The 17499-nt window shown below is 59.1% G+C and carries 12 protein-coding genes; 7 read left to right on the top strand and 5 right to left on the bottom strand.

Features of this window, described 5'->3' with window-relative positions; genetic code table 11:
* Nucleotides 1-4 precede the first annotated feature (4 nt).
* The gene (locus tag ACFOOP_RS17290) at nt 5-1186 is read right to left on the bottom strand and encodes a glycosyltransferase family 4 protein (RefSeq protein ID WP_379882407.1); all 1182 of its coding nucleotides are present in this window, start codon (nt 1184-1186) and stop codon (nt 5-7) included.
* 90 nt (nt 1187-1276) lie between these two features.
* On the opposite strand from ACFOOP_RS17290, the gene ACFOOP_RS17295 reads away from it, so the two are divergent.
* The 5 genes from ACFOOP_RS17295 to ACFOOP_RS17315 all read left to right on the top strand — a co-directional run bounded on the left by ACFOOP_RS17295 (nt 1277) and on the right by ACFOOP_RS17315 (nt 9342).
* A complete protein-coding gene (locus ACFOOP_RS17295; protein WP_379882408.1) occupies nt 1277-2914 on the top strand; it encodes an alpha-glucosidase family protein in 1638 nt (545 codons plus the stop codon).
* A gap of 45 nt (nt 2915-2959) precedes the next feature.
* Entirely contained in the window at nt 2960-3967 is a 1008-nt protein-coding gene (locus tag ACFOOP_RS17300; RefSeq protein ID WP_379882409.1) for an SDR family NAD(P)-dependent oxidoreductase, read from the top strand.
* 99 nt (nt 3968-4066) lie between these two features.
* Nucleotides 4067-5707: a phytoene desaturase family protein gene (locus ACFOOP_RS17305; protein WP_379882410.1), complete on the top strand. Its 1641-nt coding sequence runs from the start codon at nt 4067-4069 to the stop codon at nt 5705-5707.
* Nucleotides 5707-8151: a M16 family metallopeptidase gene (locus tag ACFOOP_RS17310; protein WP_379882411.1), complete on the top strand. Its 2445-nt coding sequence runs from the start codon at nt 5707-5709 to the stop codon at nt 8149-8151. The genes ACFOOP_RS17305 and ACFOOP_RS17310 overlap by 1 nt, the downstream gene beginning before the upstream one ends.
* Nucleotides 8152-8154: 3 nt before the next feature.
* Entirely contained in the window at nt 8155-9342 is a 1188-nt protein-coding gene (locus ACFOOP_RS17315; protein ID WP_379882412.1) for an aromatic ring-hydroxylating oxygenase subunit alpha, read from the top strand.
* An 89-nt stretch (nt 9343-9431) separates the two neighbouring features.
* On the opposite strand, the gene nhaC is transcribed toward ACFOOP_RS17315, so the two are convergent.
* From nhaC to kce, 4 genes are read right to left on the bottom strand one after another with little or no spacing between them, the layout of a single operon-like run.
* Nucleotides 9432-10895 (bottom strand): Na+/H+ antiporter NhaC, encoded by a 1464-nt coding sequence (nhaC, locus tag ACFOOP_RS17320; protein ID WP_379882413.1) that lies wholly within the window; start codon nt 10893-10895, stop codon nt 9432-9434.
* Between the two features lie 23 nt (nt 10896-10918).
* Nucleotides 10919-13453, bottom strand: a complete 2535-nt coding sequence (locus ACFOOP_RS17325) for a CehA/McbA family metallohydrolase (RefSeq protein WP_379882414.1) — start codon at nt 13451-13453, stop codon at nt 10919-10921.
* Entirely contained in the window at nt 13453-13998 is a 546-nt protein-coding gene (locus tag ACFOOP_RS17330; protein ID WP_379882415.1) for a GNAT family N-acetyltransferase, read from the bottom strand. The genes ACFOOP_RS17325 and ACFOOP_RS17330 overlap by 1 nt, the downstream gene beginning before the upstream one ends.
* A 3-nt stretch (nt 13999-14001) precedes the next feature.
* A complete protein-coding gene (gene kce / locus ACFOOP_RS17335) occupies nt 14002-14973 on the bottom strand; it encodes a 3,5-dioxohexanoate:acetyl-CoA acetone transferase (protein WP_379882416.1) in 972 nt (323 codons plus the stop codon).
* A gap of 84 nt (nt 14974-15057) precedes the next feature.
* On the opposite strand from kce, the gene ACFOOP_RS17340 reads away from it, so the two are divergent.
* Nucleotides 15058-16071 (top strand): LysR family transcriptional regulator, encoded by a 1014-nt coding sequence (locus ACFOOP_RS17340; RefSeq protein ID WP_379882417.1) that lies wholly within the window; start codon nt 15058-15060, stop codon nt 16069-16071.
* 48 nt (nt 16072-16119) lie between these two features.
* The gene (locus ACFOOP_RS17345) at nt 16120-17499 is read left to right on the top strand and encodes an aminotransferase family protein (protein WP_379882418.1); all 1380 of its coding nucleotides are present in this window, start codon (nt 16120-16122) and stop codon (nt 17497-17499) included.

Genomic DNA, 17499 nt, shown 5'->3' on the forward strand with positions numbered 1-17499 from the left:
CCTGTTACGCCCTTTCCGTCAACAATGAACGATAAGCGCCAAGAGTCGCATCGCACATCGCCGCCGAAGAAAAAAGACTTGATACGCGTTCGCGCGCCTTTTCCCCCATCACCTGCCGCCCCGTATCGCTCATCAGCACAAGCGTTTCGATCGCTCGCGCCAATTCCTTCGCATCGCCCGGCGCCGTCAAAAATCCGGTCTCGCGGTTGATCACGGTCTCCCGCGCCCCGCCATGATCGGCGGCGACCACCGGCTTTCCCATGGCGCCCGCCTCCACCGCGACGCGGCCGAACGCTTCCGGCTCGATCGACGGCGACAGAACCGCATCCGCCCAAGCGTAGGCGGCAGGCATGTCGGCGCAATCGCCAACAAGATGGATCATGCTGCTGACCCCAGACTCTTCCACCACTGTGCGCAAGCGCCGCTCATATGCGTCCTTGCCCTGCGCACCCCCGCAAAAAACTAGCGTCAAAGCGGGGTTTTGGCCAGTGGCTTCGAGCTTGTCGCGCCGGCCTGCGAGGGCCGCAACTGCAGCAATCGCGGTTTCATGCCCCTTCCAGGGCGTGAGCCGCGCCGGCAGGAGCAGCTTGAAGCCCTGATTTTCCCCAAGCCCCCACGCACGCGTAAGGCGAGCGACACGATCAGCGGAAACCTTTTTGGGATCAAAGAGATCGATATCTACGCCGCGAGGAATCACGACAATACGGTCCGTATCTGCGCCCCTGAGGCCGGCGATCCGGTCGGCTGTGAAGCGGGAATTCGCAATCACCCGCTCACCGCGCAACATGGACGAATTGTAAAACCTTTTTGCTGCGCCCGCCGCCTTGTAAGCCCCATGATAGGTGGTCACGAACGCGACCTTTGTCCGCCGGGCGGCCCAGAAGGCGCTCCAGGCAGGCGCCCGGGAGCGGGCGTGGATAATGTCTACCTTCTCCCGGGTGATGATCTCCGACAGGAGACCGGCGTTTATCCACATGGTCAGCGGATTTTTCGATCCGGCGCGCCCGTGGATAATCTCGCCGCCGACATTGCGAATATCCTCTTCCAGCCGCCCTCCGTCAGTGAAAACCAGCGCCCGGCCCCCATTTCTGACGACCGCATCCGCAATCTCGAGCGTCGTGCGCTCAGCCCCGCCCGCATCGAGGCGAGGCACAATTTGCAGAACTGTTTTTTCAAAGCGCGTCATCAGCGAGGATCATAGCCCTGTTCTCCTCGCCGGAAAGCCAAATGACGCAATCTGATTGACGGCAATTGGCGGCGCGCGTCATCTGTTTCCATGCGCAACTTTAGCCAGCATCCAAAACCATGGCCCGACGGCGCGGTGATCTATCAGATTTATCCGCGCAGCTTTCGCGATTTCGACGGCGACGGCGTCGGCGACCTGAAGGGCATCGCGGAAAAGCTGGATTATGTGGCGCGGCTCGGCGTTGACGCCGTCTGGCTCTCGCCATTTTTCACCTCGCCCATGCGCGATTTTGGATATGACGTTGCCGACTATTGCGATGTGGACCCGCTTTTTGGAACGCTTTCCAATTTCGATACGGTAGTGGAAAAAGCCCACGCTCTCGATCTTAAAATCATCATCGATCAGGTCTATTCGCACACCTCGGATGAACATCCCTGGTTTTTGCAAAGCCGCAGCGATCGGACCAATGACAAAGCCGACTGGTATGTCTGGGCCGATCCGAAACCGGATGGATCGCCGCCCAATAACTGGATATCGGTCTTTGGCGGCGTGTCCTGGGAATGGGATGCGCGCCGCGGGCAATATTATCTGCACAATTTCCTGACAAGCCAGCCGGATCTCAATGTGCACAACGAAGAGGTTCAGGACGCACTATTGGATGTCACGCACTTCTGGCTGGATCTCGGCGTCGATGGCTTTCGTCTCGATGCGCTGAATTTTGCGATGCACGACCCGAAATTGCGCGACAATCCGCCGGCGAATTATGGCGCGAAGAAACCGTCGCGGCCTTTCGACTTTCAGGAGCATCTCTTCAACCAGTCGCATCCCGGTATTCCAAAGTTTCTGCAACGCATTCGCACAGTCACAGATGAATATCCGAACATCTTCACCGTGGCGGAAGTGGTGGGCCCCCGCCCCCTAAAGGAGATGAAGGCTTTCACGGCGGGCGAAAAACACCTCACCACCGCCTATAATTTTGATTTTCTGTATGCGAATGAATTGACCCCGGAGATGGTCAAGCACTCCCTTTCGGGCTGGCCGGGCGGTCCCGGCGAAGCCGCGCCATCCTGGGCGTTTTCCAATCACGACGCGCCGCGCTGCGTCACCCGCTGGGCGAAGGACGCCGACGGGCGACAGGCGGCGAAACTCTACCTCCTCCTGCTGCTGAGCCTTCGCGGCTATGTTTTTGTTTATCAGGGTGAAGAGCTGGGCCTGCCCCAGGCGGACGTCCCGTTCGAGGCGCTGCAGGACCCCGAGGCCATCGCCAACTGGCCGGCGACGTTGGGCCGCGACGGCGCACGCACACCCATGCCGTGGGAAAAAATGGGGCAAGGTGGGGGATTTTCCCAAGTCGTCCCGCGTCGTCCGCCATTGCTGCCCATGGATGCGCGCCACCCGCCCCTCGCCGTCGACGCCCAGGAAGACGACAAAGCATCGGTTCTTCATTTCGCCCGCACCGCCATCCAGCTTCGTCGCGCCTCGCCTGCGCTGCGAAACGGCGCCCTGAAAATTCTGGAGGCGCCGGCAGGCGTCCTCGCTTTTGTTCGCAAGCATGACAAAGAGCGATTGCTTTGCGTTTTCAATCTCAGCCACGAAGATAGCGCCCTGCCCGATTCGTTGAGGCCCGATGGCGCCCTGCGCCTCGCCGCCGGCATTGCAGGCGACTGCGCGCCGGAACACCTTCCCGGACTTTCCGGTTTTATTGCAGCCGGATTCGTCGCCGATTGAGTCTTTGACGCGTTAACCAACGCAAACAGTTGGCCTTTGCGCCAGATGCCTTCATATAGGCTGAGGGCAAATAAAGGATACTCGGTGAAAACCGTTTTGATCACAGGGGCTGCCGGTTTTATCGGCTTTCATACGGCTGCGCGCCTTGCGCAGTCCGGATGGCGCGTCATCGGCGCCGATAATTTCAATGACTATTACGACCCGGCCCTGAAACGCGCCCGCGTAAAAGAACTGGATAATGCGGCGGTCATCCACGAGATCGACATTGCCGACGCCGATGCGTTTTCGGAACTGGTGCGCGACACAGCGCCCGAGGTCATCATTCACCTCGCGGCGCAGGCGGGCGTGCGTTATTCGATAGACAATCCTTTCGCCTATGCGCGCTCAAATCTGACCGGACATCTTTCCGTCCTTGAAGCCTGCCGTCACGCGAAAGGGCTTTCGCATCTGATCTACGCTTCTTCAAGTTCGGTTTATGGCGGCAACACCAAGACGCCCTTTAGCGAAACCGATCCAGTGGACGCGCCGGTCTCTCTCTACGCGGCGACCAAACGCGCTGACGAATTGATGAGCTCAACCTACGCGCATCTTTACGGCATCAAACAGCTGGGCCTGCGTTTCTTCACCGTCTATGGCCCCTGGGGGCGTCCCGACATGGCCTATTGGACGTTTACGGACAAAATCCTGAAAGGCGAGCCGATCCCCGTCTATAATCATGGCGATATGCGCCGGGACTTCACCTTTGTGGATGACGTCACCGAAGCGATCGAACGCATGGCGGCAAAAGCGCCCGACTTCACCGGTGAAGACCGGCCGCACCGGCTATACAATATCGGCAATCACACGCCCGTGCCGCTCATGGATTTCATCGCTGCGCTTGAAACCGCCCTCGGCAAAAAAGCAGTGATCGACATGCAGCCGATGCAGCCCGGCGACGTCAAGGAAACCTATGCCGACGTGACGCGCCTCGCCGCCGATTATGGCTTCAATCCGGCAACCCCTATCGGCGACGGTTTGAAACGCTTCGCTGACTGGCGCCGCGCGCACCCCTAGAACCGCCTCTTCCCTTTCCGATGATGCCGTAATATACTGAAAAACAAGGGATTTTATTCCCTTTGTGAATACAGGCATTCCCGGAAAGAACGGCGACCCATGTCAGCACAGTATGACGCGATTATCATCGGCGGCGGCCATAATGGTCTTGTCTGCGGCTTTTATCTTGCGAAAGCCGGACGGCGCGTTCTGATTGTCGAAAAGCGCGATATTGTCGGCGGCGCAGCTGTCACCGAGGAATTCCATCCCGGCTTCCGCAATTCCGTCGCCAGCTATTCGGTGAGCCTGCTCAATCCGAAAATCATCGCCGACATGGAGCTTGAGCGCCACCGGCTGAAAGTGGTGCTTCGCCCCGCCTCCTATTTCGCGCCGACGCCGGATGGAAAACATCTCCTGCTCGGGCGCGACGACAAACAAAATATTGAAACCATCCGCCGTCTCTCCCCGAACGACGCGCAAGCCTATTCCGCCTATCATGATCGACTTGACCGGCTGGTCGATCTCTTCCGGTCGACGCTGCTTGAAACCCCGCCCAATCTCGGCGGCGGCGTGCGTCACATGTTCTCGGCGGCGATGCTGGCCAAGCGCGCCCACAAACTCGGCATTGAAGGCCAGCGCGATCTGATCGACCTGTTCGGCAAGAGCGCAGGCGAAATTCTCGATAACTGGTTCGAACTGGATGTGATCAAGGGCATTCTCGGCTTTGACGCCATCACCGGCGCCTATTGCAGTCCCTATACGCCGGGTTCCGCCTATGTGCTCCTGCATCATGTCTTTGGCGAGGTGAACGGCGTCAAAGGCGCCTGGGGTCACGCAATCGGCGGCATGGGCGCGATCACGCAGGCCATGGCCGCCGCCGCCCGTGAAGCCGGCGCCGAGATCCGCACCGACGCGCCGGTGAAGGAAGTCATCGTCGAGAATGACCGCGCAGAGGGTGTTGTCCTCGAAGACGGAACGGCGATCCGGGCGAAAGTTGTGGCATCAAACATCCATCCGCAGCTTCTCTACGGCAAACTGATCCCGGAAGACGCGCTGGAAGATGAATTCGCCGAACGCATCCGCAACTGGCGCTCGGGCTCCGGCGTTTTCCGCATGAATGTGGCCCTGTCCGAATTGCCGAATTTCACTTCCCTGCCATCGACCAGCGTCGGCATCCATCACAAGGCGAGCATCATGATCGCGCCGAGTCTCGATTATCTCGACACGGCCTACACGGATGCGCGGCGCAATGGGTGGGCGAAAAAACCGGTCATCGAAATGCATATTCCGTCGACCATTGACGATTCACTGGCGCCCGAAGGCCAACATGTGGCCAGCATGTTCTGCCAGCATTTCGCGCCGGAACTCCCGAATGGAAAAAGCTGGGACGATCACCGCGACGAAGTCGCCGATCTCATCATCGACACGGTCAATGACTACGCGCCGAATTTCAAGGCGTCGGTTATCGGCCGCATGGCGCTGTCGCCCCTCGATCTCGAACGCAAGCTGTCGCTCGTTGGCGGCGACATTTTCCACGGACAGCTCGGGATCGACCAGTTGTTCAGCGCAAGACCAGTCCTCGGTTATGCGGATTATCGCGGACCCTTCAAAGGCCTATATATGTGCGGCTCCTCGACCCACCCGGGCGGCGGCGTCACTGGGCTTCCCGGCCATAACGCCGCGCGCGAAATCCTCCGCGACATTGGTAAGGGTTCAGGGGGAAAGGGACGCGGATCGCAGATGCGCGCCGCCGCGCTTTGATGCGGCTTCTTCTAAGCTTTCTTCTTTTAGCGCTTGTTCTCGCGCCGTCCTTCGCGCACGCCATCGACCTTGAAAAGACGCGCGTGACGCATCTCGATAACGGCCTGACGCTTCTCATCTTGGAAGAACACGCCCTGCCCGTCGTCAGCGTGCAGATGGCCTACAAAACCGGCGGCCGCGACGATCCTGAAGGACGCATGGGGTTAGCTCACTTCTTCGAACATATGGCGTTCCGCTCCTCGAAGAATTTTCCCGGAACGCGCCTTGCGGGCGACATCTACGCCGTCGGCGGCGAATGGCACGGCTATACCTGGATCGACACGGTCACTTTTTTTGCAACAGCGCCTAAAGACGACCTTGACCTGCTTTTGCGCATCGAGGCGGACCGGCTTGGTCAATTGAAAATGGACCCGAATGACGTTGAGGCGGAAACCGGCGCCGTTATCGCGGAGATGAACGGCTACGCCAACGACCCGTCCACAATATTATTCGACGCAACCCTTGCGGCCGCATTTCAGGTGCATCCCTATCGCAAGAACACCATCGGCTACGCGGCGGACGTCGAAGCGATCACCCATGATGACATTGTCGAATTTTACGAAAACAATATTGGACCGAAAACGGCAGTGCTCACCATTGCAGGCGATGTTGACGCTGATGCGGTCGAAGCGCGCGTTAAAAAACTCTTCGGCAAATTCAGGGCGAACGCGGAACCGCAACTCCCGCCCTTAAGCGAGCCGGACTATCAGGGCGAAAAGCGCATTCGTCTCGAAGGCGATGTCGATCAGAAACTTTTCCGTATCGCTTACCCAGCGCCGGCAGCGTCAAGCGAAGATTATCCGGCTTTTCTCGTGCTTCAGGCGCTGGCGGGCGCCTCCAGCGGCGTCTCTTTTTTGCAGAATGACTGGGGCACACCTGTTTCAGAAGACGCCGCACTGTCCGGTGTTACAGACGACCTAAAAACCTGGTTCATTCCGACAGCGCAGCCTTATGTCTTTCTGATCGCGGGATCGGCGGGCGCAAACGCCGATGAGGCGAAAACCGAGAACGCCGTCCAACGCGCACTGGACGGACTGGCCGCTAAGCCCGTCAGCGACAGCAAACTCAACAGGGCCAAAGCTCAAGTGCAGAGTGAATTGATCTTCGATATAGAGACCACCGAAGACGCGGCGCACCAGCTGGCGTTTTTCGAAGCCGTCGGCGCTCTCGATCAATTACTCACCCTCGAAGAGAGCATAGACGCGGTCACGCAAGCCGATATTCAGCGGGTCGCCAAAACCTATCTTGACCCTGATCGCCGCACCATCGGCTGGTTCGTTCCCGATACGGACGGCGCGCCGGACGCCATCGCCAGCCCTGACACGCTTACCATCGCGGCGGAGCACCGCGGCAAGCCCGCCGCCGATAAACAGGCGGACAATCGCGACAGCGAAACGCAAGGCGCCATCATCGTCGCCCCCTCGCCCCTGTCGCCGATCGTTTCCCTCCGCGCCCTATTGCCCGGCGTTTATGATTGCAGGCTCTGCGCCGCGAACGATCCGGCGCCGGGCGTAACCAGCATCGCGGTTTCGGGCCTGTCGGAAGAGCTTACATCGCTGGCGACAAAGGCGAGTGACGCCATCGCCGAAGCGAAGCCTGCCGCGCGTAGGGCGCCAGACAGCGGCGATCCCTATACACGGCTCGAACAGATCTTCACCGCGCGGTTCACACAGAGTGATACGCCCGCAAAGGCGGCGCCCGCCTTTATCGCTGTGTCAGGCGATGTAGACGCCGAAGCCGCAAAACAAATCGTCGAAACAGCCTTCAGCCCTATACTGGCTGAGCCTTCGGTCGCCACGATCACCCCGTCCCAGGGCGACATCCATGTTCACCTTCCAGAAGACAAGGCGCAGGTCGCGCTCGGCTACATGACCGCCGCGCCCGCGCTCGATTCCGGCGAGGCGGCCGCCTGGCGGCTTGCCCTTTACATGTTCGCCCATGGCTATGGCGGGCGTCTTGGCGAGGAAGCGATTTCGAACCAGGGGCTCGCCTATTATATCGGCGCCGATTATCGCGGCGGAAAAGGCGCAGGGTTGATCACGCTCAATATCGGCGTCGACCCGGATAAACAGCAGGCGCTGCTGGAAACGCTGAAAGCCGAACTCGCGCGCTTTCAGTCCGAACCGCCGGACGAAGCCGAACTCGCCGAGGCCAAGCGCCATCTGATCGGCCGCAAGATCAGCGCCGCCCAGAGCAATGAGGAAATCACCGCCGCCCTCGCCCAGGACTGGGCCGGGCAGGGCTTAACCACGATTGAAGACTTTTCCGCCGCCGTAAACGCGGTGACGCTTGACGAGCTGCGCGACGTTCTGCCCGCTTTCGCTGATGGAGACGTTGTCGCCATATCGGCAGGCGGCGAAAAACAGGATAGAATGCCGCCCGAAACCAGCCCCAAGAGAGAGTAGCCCATGAGCCAGACAGCAAAACATCACTCCAAACCCGTGCTGGTCGCAGATCAGGATTCCCAGAGCCTGCCTGCCTGGACCTATTACGATCAGGATTTCTTTGAGCTGGAGCGTGAAAAGGTTTTCCTTCCCGCCTGGCACCTTGTGGGCCACGAAAACGATCTCCTAAACATTGGCGATTACCTCACCTTCAAGATGTATAACGAGATCGCCTTTGTCGTGCGCGGCAAGGACGGCGAACTGCGCGGGTTTCACAATGTCTGCCGTCACCGCGCCGCGCGCATGGTCGACGGCGATCATGGCAATTGCGGGCGCAGCCTCGTGTGTCCCTATCACGCCTGGACATATCAGCTCGACGGCACGCTCACCGGCGTTCCCTATCTCGATCAATATGAGAATTTCGACAAGGCTGAACACGGGCTGACGCCGGTTGAAGTCGACAGTTTTGCCGGGTTCGTTTTCCTGCGTTTTGTGTCCGGCGGCCCATCGCTGAAAGACTATACGGCGCCGGTCGCAGAGGAATTCGAAATCTACAAGACCAAAGACATGAAACCGCTACGCCATGTGGGCGGGCGCCTGCGCGAAGTGAACTGGAAGAACGCCACCGATAATTATGTGGATGCGCTGCATATCCGCGTCGCTCATGACGGACTTCATGGCCTTCTCGGCGACAGCTACAGGCTCACCATCGACCGTGACGTTCACAAGATTTTCAGCGAAGTGAAAACCGGGGAGATGGCGTCGCTTTCCAACAACGCTTATCGCAAGATCCTCCCGCATGTTGACCATCTGCCTGAAGAGCGCCAGCACATGTGGACCTATTACAAGCTATGGCCAAATCTGATGTTCGATTTTTATGCGGACCAGATCGATTTCATGCAGTTCATCCCCCTGACGCCGACGACCTGCATCCTGCGCGAAAGCGCTTATGCGCTTGATGACGACCGGCGGGAAATGAAGCTCGCACGTTATCTCAATTGCCGCATCAACCGGAATGTGAATCGCGAAGATAAAGGCCTTATTGAACGCGTGCAGGAAGGCATGGGCTCCATGACTTTTGAGCAAGGCCCGCTTGGCAACTCGGAAATCTGCCTGCGCCACTTCGCCAAACAGATGCGCGAAGCCATTCCGGTCGCAAAGTCACGGGAAAAACCGGCAGCCGATAAGATACAAGAAGCGTTTGATGCGTAAGTCAAAGCGTGTCGCGCATAAGTGGTCACTGATTATGTGCAAAGGCGCGCGATAAAAAACAACCTAAAGCATGTCGGCTAAAACATGCTTTAAGCAGCGGCGCCTTCGGGCGCCGTTTCTTTTTGCCGAACCAGCGCAATCCCGAAAAATCCATACACAATGGCGAGCGCCGGATTGAGCAGATTCACAAACGCAAAAGGCAAATAGTCGAGCGTCGGCACACCGAGCGCCCCCGCCATGAAGACGCCGCAGGTGGTCCATGGCACAAGCGCAGAGGTCATTGTGCCCGCATCTTCCACCGTTCGCGAAAGATTAACCGGCGCCAGCCCGCGCTTTTGGTACTCCTTCAAATATATCCGGCCCGGAATAATGATCGCCATATATTGCGTCGCGGAGAAAATGTTCATCGCGATGGCGCTGAAAACGGTTGCACTCACCAGCGAGCCGACGCCGCGTATGCGGTTGATCAGGGGCGCCGTCAGCCGTTCAAGCAATCCGGTCGCTTCCATGGAGGCCGCAAAACTGAGCGCCGCGATCACCATCCAGATGATCGTCATCATGCTCGCCATGCCGCCGCGCGTTAACAGCCGGTCAAGCTCAGCGACGCCAAGACTCGACTGAAACCCGGTCGAGAGCGCCTGCCATACGCCTTTCACCATGGCGGCGGCGTAGGGAAGCTCCCCCGCAGGGTCGGCGAAGACACGCACAATCTCGGGCTGGCGAATGACAGCGACAAGCCCGCCCAGAAGCGCGCCAATCGCAATCGTCGGGTAAGGCGGAAACTTCCTGATCGCCAAAATGAAGACGGCGGCAAGCGGAAGCATCGTCAGCGGACCAAGGTCGTAAGCCGCTTTCAAGGTTTCGCGGGTTTGCGCGATGGCGTCGACCGGCGCCGCCTCCCCGCCTTGGGTCAGGGAAAACCCGGCGAAGATGATGGTTGCGATGATCAGGGAGGGAATAGTTGTGGTCAGCATGTGACGCACATGATCGAAAAGATTCACCCCGACCACTGCGGCGGCAAGGTTGGTTGAATCTGACAAGGGAGACAGCTTGTCGCCAAAGTAAGAGCCGCCGACGACGGCGCCTGCGGTGATTTCGGGCGACAGGCCCATGATTGTCGCCGCGCCCACAAGCGCGAGGCCCACCGTGCCCGCCGTCGTCCATGATGAGCCGATGGAAACGGATACGCAGGCGCAGATCACCGCGGCGGCGGGATAAAACCATTGCGGGCTGATCAGCCCGAGGCCGTAATAGATCATCGCCGGCGCGGTGCCCGACATCATCCATGTGCCGATCAGCGCGCCAACGGCCAGAAGAATGAGCGAGGCCGGGACAGCGCGCGAGACCGAATGAACCACCGCCTCTTCAAGCGCTGACCACTTCATCCCGTAAGCAAGGCCGATGATGTTGGCGGCGCCCGCAGCGACAAGCAGCACGATCTGCGCCGGGCCGCCGGCGGAAGCGTCGCCGAACAGCCAGACCGCCATCCCCATGAAGCCGATAAGCACAAACGCAGGGATGAGCGCGATGGCGAACGGAACGTCTTTCGTCATGTGGGCTCCTTGAGGCGCACAAGCTAGCGGCGCTTTTCAAATTCCAGGCGGGCTTTTTTGAGATTGGCGATGACCGCGGCGCGTTCCTCATCGGTGTTGTAGGAGCCGTCTTCGGCGACATGGATCAGTTTGTCGATCCACGCGATGAAATGTTCGGCGTCGTCGCGCGACCGCACCGGCTTTCCCCCAAGCGTCACATAGATCGGCGACGTTGTCGCGAAGGGAGAGTTGTCAAGCACATAAGGCGATGCGGTTTTCGAATAAGCGCGAAGCGTCACCCAGGCGCTTTCATTAATCGTGACGGCGCCTTCAAAGGAAGCCGATGTGCGGTCGCCGGAAAGCGCGATGGTTTGCGCGACTTCGCCATTGACGATGAGGTCGAGGGAATCGACCGGCGCAATCGACGACAACACTGCTTTAAAATTCAGCGTGTGAGCCCCTTTGCCCTTTTTGAGGTCAGCCCCCGGCCCGGCGCCGTCCAGCGTCAGCATGACCAGCGGTCCGTTGGTGGCGATGGAGTTGCCGGCTTTCAGCGCCGCGAGCCAGTTGGCGACTTCATCATTTGGATTTTCCGAATCCGCCGCTTTTACGAGCGTGCGGTTCTGACCGAGCGGCCCGCGCAGGGACGAATAATCCGTCATGGCGTCGGTGCCGCCGGCGGCGGGGATGCGCAGCCCCGTATTCAATAGTTTATGCCAGACGCTTTCCGTCGTTAAAGGATCGGCGAAACCGACAATTTCAAGATAGTCGAGTTTGCCGAGCGCCGCATTGACCGGAAGCGCATGAGACAGTTTCCGGTTTGACGAAGGGTCTGGCGCCGGCGGATCGAAAGGATGCACATACCCGACCAGCGCGCCTTGGGCATGCGCAATGTCGGCGACGGTCGGATTGTCAGGATAGGAACTATGCAGCGCCGTCTTTGGGTAAGCGACATAATCGCCAAGGAGATAGTGCTCTTTCAGCCCAAGCAATCCCATGTGACCCCACAGGCTCGTATGATATTCCTGCGCATGAAGGATTGTTGCGCCTGTTCCTTCCGGGTTGAACGGTTCAGGCGTGAAATAATCCATATCGGGAATGCGCTGCTCTTTGTTAACGATCAGATTGAAGACAAGATCAAGGTCTTCGGCGTCCGCCTGTTTCGCAAGCCTCGCAGGCGTCATGCCATAGACGCCGCCATAATTCATGTGGACGTGCACGTCCGCCGACCGCCAGCCGTCAAAGGCCGCGGCGTTCGGCAATGGTTGCAGCGTAATGCTCTCATCGCTGGTTTTGTCTTTCGCGATAGTGGCGGTCGTTGTCGCAACTGCATGGCGGAAGCCGCGCCAAGCTGTGATCTGCGCCTCACCGGCCGGGAGCGATATTGTCGCTTCCCCCTGAACATGAAAATACATGGTCTCGCTCGGCGCCTGGGCGCGGTCATAATAATCGTCCGCATGAATCATGGCGCCGTCCGGCGCGTAATACCGGCCATCGCCGCCGCGAATGGATATCCGTGCGGGCGCCGGCGCGCCTGTTTCATCGACAATGCGTAATTGGAGGTCGCCCATCCCTTGCGCGGTATTTTTGTCCTGAATAGCCAGCGTTTCACGCGCGCCGCCGGTCATGTCCTGAATGACAATCTCGCCGGTTCCGCTTTCATTGGAGATATAGGCGATGTGTTTGCTGTCTGGCGACCAGCGCGCGGCGTCGATGTCATAATCGCCATAGGAAAAAGCGAGCGGATAGCCGCCGGGTTCGGCATAGGTGATCCAGAGCTGATGGGATTGCCGTCTTTCAAAAGACGAATAGGCGATGCGATTGCCGTCCGGCGACCAGTCGGGGCGCGCGCGCCAGGCGGTTTCTTCATTGACCAGCATTTCGGCCGGCGCCGACTTGTCAACGCGCTGACGGTAGACCGCCCCCGAGCCATAACCGATTTCGGGATTGGCGATAAAGGTCAGAGACTGCCCGTCCGGCGACCAGGCGGGGCTCAGTTCGTGGTCAATCTGCGAATAGTAATAACGCGGCGTTTCGCTGGTCCGCTCCTCGCGCCAGCGTTTGCTTGTCCAGGCGCCGTTTTCCTGCGACGCGATGGCGATATGGAAATGCCCTGTCTCGTCCGTCGTCACATAGGCGATCTGCGTTCCATCCGGCGACCAGCGCGGATCGAGATTAACGGCGCCGTTCTGCGTCACCGGCGTTTCGCGGCCTGAGCGCAAGTCCCGAATGACGATTTCATACGCGTCATCAAAGTAGCGCGTGAAAACAACGCGGCGGCCATCCGCCGACACATCCGGCTGATAATCGTAACCGCCGCCGGTCGTGAGTTGACGGGCGGTGTCGTCTCCTACGCGCTGGCGCCAGAGGCGGCCCTGCATCGAATAAACAAGACTCTTGCCATCCGCCGTCCAGTCGAGCGACGACGGCCCGCTGGTCAGATGCGGCACATACATCTCACGCCAGTAATAATTATGCGGAACCTTCACCTGCTTCATCACCGGCTCACGGCCTTCGGCGAATGCGCTTGTGGTCATGGCCAAAGCGGCGGCGACCAGGAGAGAAAGGTAACGAAACATCACGACGTCTCCTTCTTCGGATCATCATTCGCGGCAAGCGGCGGGCGCGGCGTCCACGCGAAATTTTCCGTGAGCGCGTCAAACGGCTCACCCTCAAGGACAAAAATTCGGTCTTCGCGCGCTTCGCGAAAACCGATGCGCCGGTAAAACCGGCTTGCCGCAGCGTTCGACCGATCGGCGGCGAGCCGCAGGTAAACCGCGCCGTCATTGCGTGCGCGTTTGAGAACAGCATTAATGAGGCGGCGACCGACCCCGGCGCCCTGCTGATCAGGTGTGACGTAAATATCCTGAATATAAACGCCGCGCCGCCCGCGCCAGGTTGAAAACTCGCTGAAATAGACCGCAAGTCCAACCGGCTTTCCCTTAAACTCGGCGATCAGGGCGCGAAAATCCGGATGCGGACCAAATCCGTGAAGCCGCACCTCTTCTTCGGACAGGACTTCAATGTCAGGCCGGCCGGTTTCGCGCGCAAGCGCTGCGATCATGTCGCGAATAGCGCCGGCGTCTTCAGGCTCCGCCTCGCGGATGAGAATGTCTTTCGCCATAACTCAGAAGTTGACCTTGTTCCGGCCCTTCAAGGCAAGCAGGGCCCGTGTCTCATCGGCACTCGCCGCCTCCAGGCCGAGATTTTCGATGATCTCGCGGATTTTTACGACCTGCTGGGCGTTCGATTCGGCGAGAACGCCGGGCGCGATGGAAAGATTATCCTCAAGACCGACCCGCACATTGCCGCCCATAATCGCCCCCATGGTCGCCATCGCCATTTGTTTGCCGCCCGCGGCCAGAACCGAGAAGTGATACTCACAGGGTATTACGCGGTCGGCGAGAGTTTTCATGGCGACGAGGTTTTCGACGCTCGCCCCGGCGCCGCCGAGAACGCCCAGCACAAACTGAATATAGAGCGGCGCTTTGATCAGACCGCTTTTCACATAAAACCCAAGCGTTTCAATCTGGCCGAGATCATAGCACTCAAACTCAAATTTGGCGCCGCGCCTTTCCCCGAGATCCTCGATAATCGCTTCGATATCTTCAAACGTATTCTTGAACACCGTGCGCCGCGTCGCATCGAGAAGCTCAGGCTCCCAATTATGTTTCCAGTCGGAATATTTATCGAGCATCGGGAATGTGCCGAAATTCATGGAGCCCATATTCAGCGAGCACATTTCCGGCGCCATTTCCCGGGCCGGCGCCAGACGCGTGTCGAGCGGCATCACCGAACTGCCGCCGGTCGAAATATTGACGATGGCGTCGGTTTCCTTGGCGATCTTTTCGAGAAACGGACGGAAATGCCCCGGCTCGGCGCTGGGGCGGCCGCTTTCAGGATCGCGGGCGTGAAGATGGATAATCGCCGCCCCTGCCCGGGCCGCCTCAATCGACGCCTCGGCGATCTCGTCCGCCGTCACCGGCAGGGCCCCGCTCATGGTCGGGGTATGGATGGAGCCGGTCACGGCGCAGGTGATAATCACCTTGCGGCCATGAGAACCGCGACTTTGAGCTGAAGAATTACCGTTTTCTGACATTTTCATATTGCCTGACCGCATGCTTTTCAGGCATTCTGTCAAGCAATGAAGAGGTTTTCAATTATAGTATAAGGGAATGAAGTTATGACGCCGGGGCGTGAATCAGCCTTCACCCGGGACGAGGAGGACCTCGCCTGGCGGCTCGACTGGAACCTTTTGCGGTCCTTCATGGTGATCATGGATGTGGGCAGCATCACTGAGGCCGCGCGCCGGCTCGATCTGAAACAACCGACCGTCTCCAACGCGCTGCGCCGCCTTGAGGAAACCCTCGGCCGCCGACTGATCGATCGCGGGCCCAGAAGTTTCGAACCCACCGCACACGGACAGGCGCTTTATGAACAAGTGACGCAGATGTTCGGCTCTATCGAACGTCTCACCGCGATTCTCGAAGAGGAGATGGACGATGTCTCCGGCACCGTTTCCATTGCGATGGCGACCCATGTGACGACGCCACTCGTTGATGAAACCCTGACCGAGTTTCAACGGCGCTATCCCAACACAACGATTTCCATCACCGTGAATTCAAGCCGCAACATCGTCGATCTTATCCGCGCCAAACGCTGCGGGCTTGGCGTGTGTCTGGTGAAAGATCAGGACCCCGCGCTCGACTATCATCATCTCTTCCGGGAATATTTCGGATTTTTCTGTGGGCCGCCCCATCGCCTGTTTGGCCGTTCCGACCTGACCGTCGAGGATCTTAGCGGTGAACGCAGCGTTTCCTTCGACACAGACCGGCTCGAAGATGTGCTTCGCCCTGTCGCCATGTTGCGCGAAGGCGCGGCTTTCGCCTCGCCGCCCGCAGGCGTTTCCAACAATCTCGAGGAAGTCCGGCGCATGTGCATCGCCGGGCTAGGAGTTGCTGCGCTGCCCGTTCATGTGATGGAGCGCGATGTGCGCGACGGGTTGCTCTGGCGTCTGCCGCCTTATGACGGCGCTCCGGAGGTCGACATTTTCGCGGTGACCAATCCGGAGACCCATCTCAACCGCGCCGAGCAGGAATTTGTCAAAATGCTGGTTGAACGGCTTGATTCCACGCCCTTGAAAGAGCGCGTTTATGGCGCCGCCGGGCCCGCGCCCAAATCATCCGCGCGCGCCTGATTTGGTGGCCTGAAATTTCTACAGTCCTGATGTCCAGAAGAGCACCCTATGACCGCCGCTTCGCAAAGCATTTTCAACTGGTCGCCTGAAACGCCGTCGCATCTTTTTTATCAGACTGGCGGCCGCCGCCCGTTCATAGCCCGCGCAGAAGGCGTTTACATCTGGGATCATCAGGGACGGCGGTTTCTTGACGGTTCATCCGGCGCCATGGTCTCGAATATCGGACATGGAAACACCCGCGTACTTGACGCCATGCGCGCGCAGATGAACACGACCACATTCGGTTATCGCCTGCATTTCGAAAATGAACCGGCGGAGAGGCTCGCCTCGGCGCTTTCCAGCCTGTCTCCGAAAGGCCTCGACCGCGTGTTCTTCGCGTCGGGCGGGTCAGAGGCGGTTGAAAGCTGCATCAAGCTGGCGCGCCAATATGCGATTGCGAAGGGCGAGACAAAACGCACACAAGTGATCTCGCGTTTTCCTTCCTATCATGGCTCTACTTTCGGCGCGCTGGCCGTCACCGGCTACGGCCCTTTGAACGATCCCTTCGCACCGATGATCCGGGAGATGCCGAAAATCCCGGCGCCAACCGCCTATCTCGATCGTGACAATCTGAGCGATGAAGCGCGAGGCCACCGCTACGCCGACATGCTGCGCGACAAGATTGAGGAGATCGGCGCGGAAAACGCGCTCGCCTTCATAATGGAGCCCATTGGCGGGGCGTCCACCGGAGCGCTTGTGGCGCCGGACAGCTATTATCAGCGCGTTCGCGATATTTGCGACGACTATGGTGTGCTGCTGATTTACGATGAAGTCATGACCGGCGTCGGACGCACAGGAACCTTCCTCGCCGCCGAACACTGGAACCAGTCGCCTGACATTATCGCGCTCTCAAAAGGTCTTGGCGCCGGCTACATCCCCCTAGGCGCCATGATTGCGCGGCGCGACATTGTCGAAGCGGTCGTCGCGAGCGGCGGCTTCATGCATGGCTACACCTATGCGGGCAATCCGCTCGCCTGCGCCGCCGGGCTCGCCGTCATCCGGGAAATTTTCGACGCTGACCTGATGACGAACACGGCGCGCATCGGCGCCTTATTGAAGTCGCGCCTTGAAGGGCTAATGGCCGAGTTTCCTTTCATCGGCGATGTTCGCGGCAAGGGGCTTCTCCTCGCTTTTGAAATCGTCGGCAACCGCGAAACCATGGCGCCCCTGCCGAAAGAACAGAACGCTTTCGCGAAGCTCGTTGAATACGCCTATGAGGAACAGCTTATCGTCTACTCACGGCGCACGCGCGGCGGTTATGAAGGCGACCATTTCCTTGTCTGTCCGCCTATGGTGACGGACGAAACGCATGTGGACGAGATTATCGACAAGCTGACAAAGTCTCTCCGCCGTCTCACCGCAGAGTTGAAACTTCCCGTCAACGGATAA

Origin of the sequence: Hyphococcus aureus, assembly GCF_042643165.1 — a bacterium.
Lineage (GTDB): Bacteria > Pseudomonadota > Alphaproteobacteria > Caulobacterales > Parvularculaceae > Hyphococcus > Hyphococcus aureus.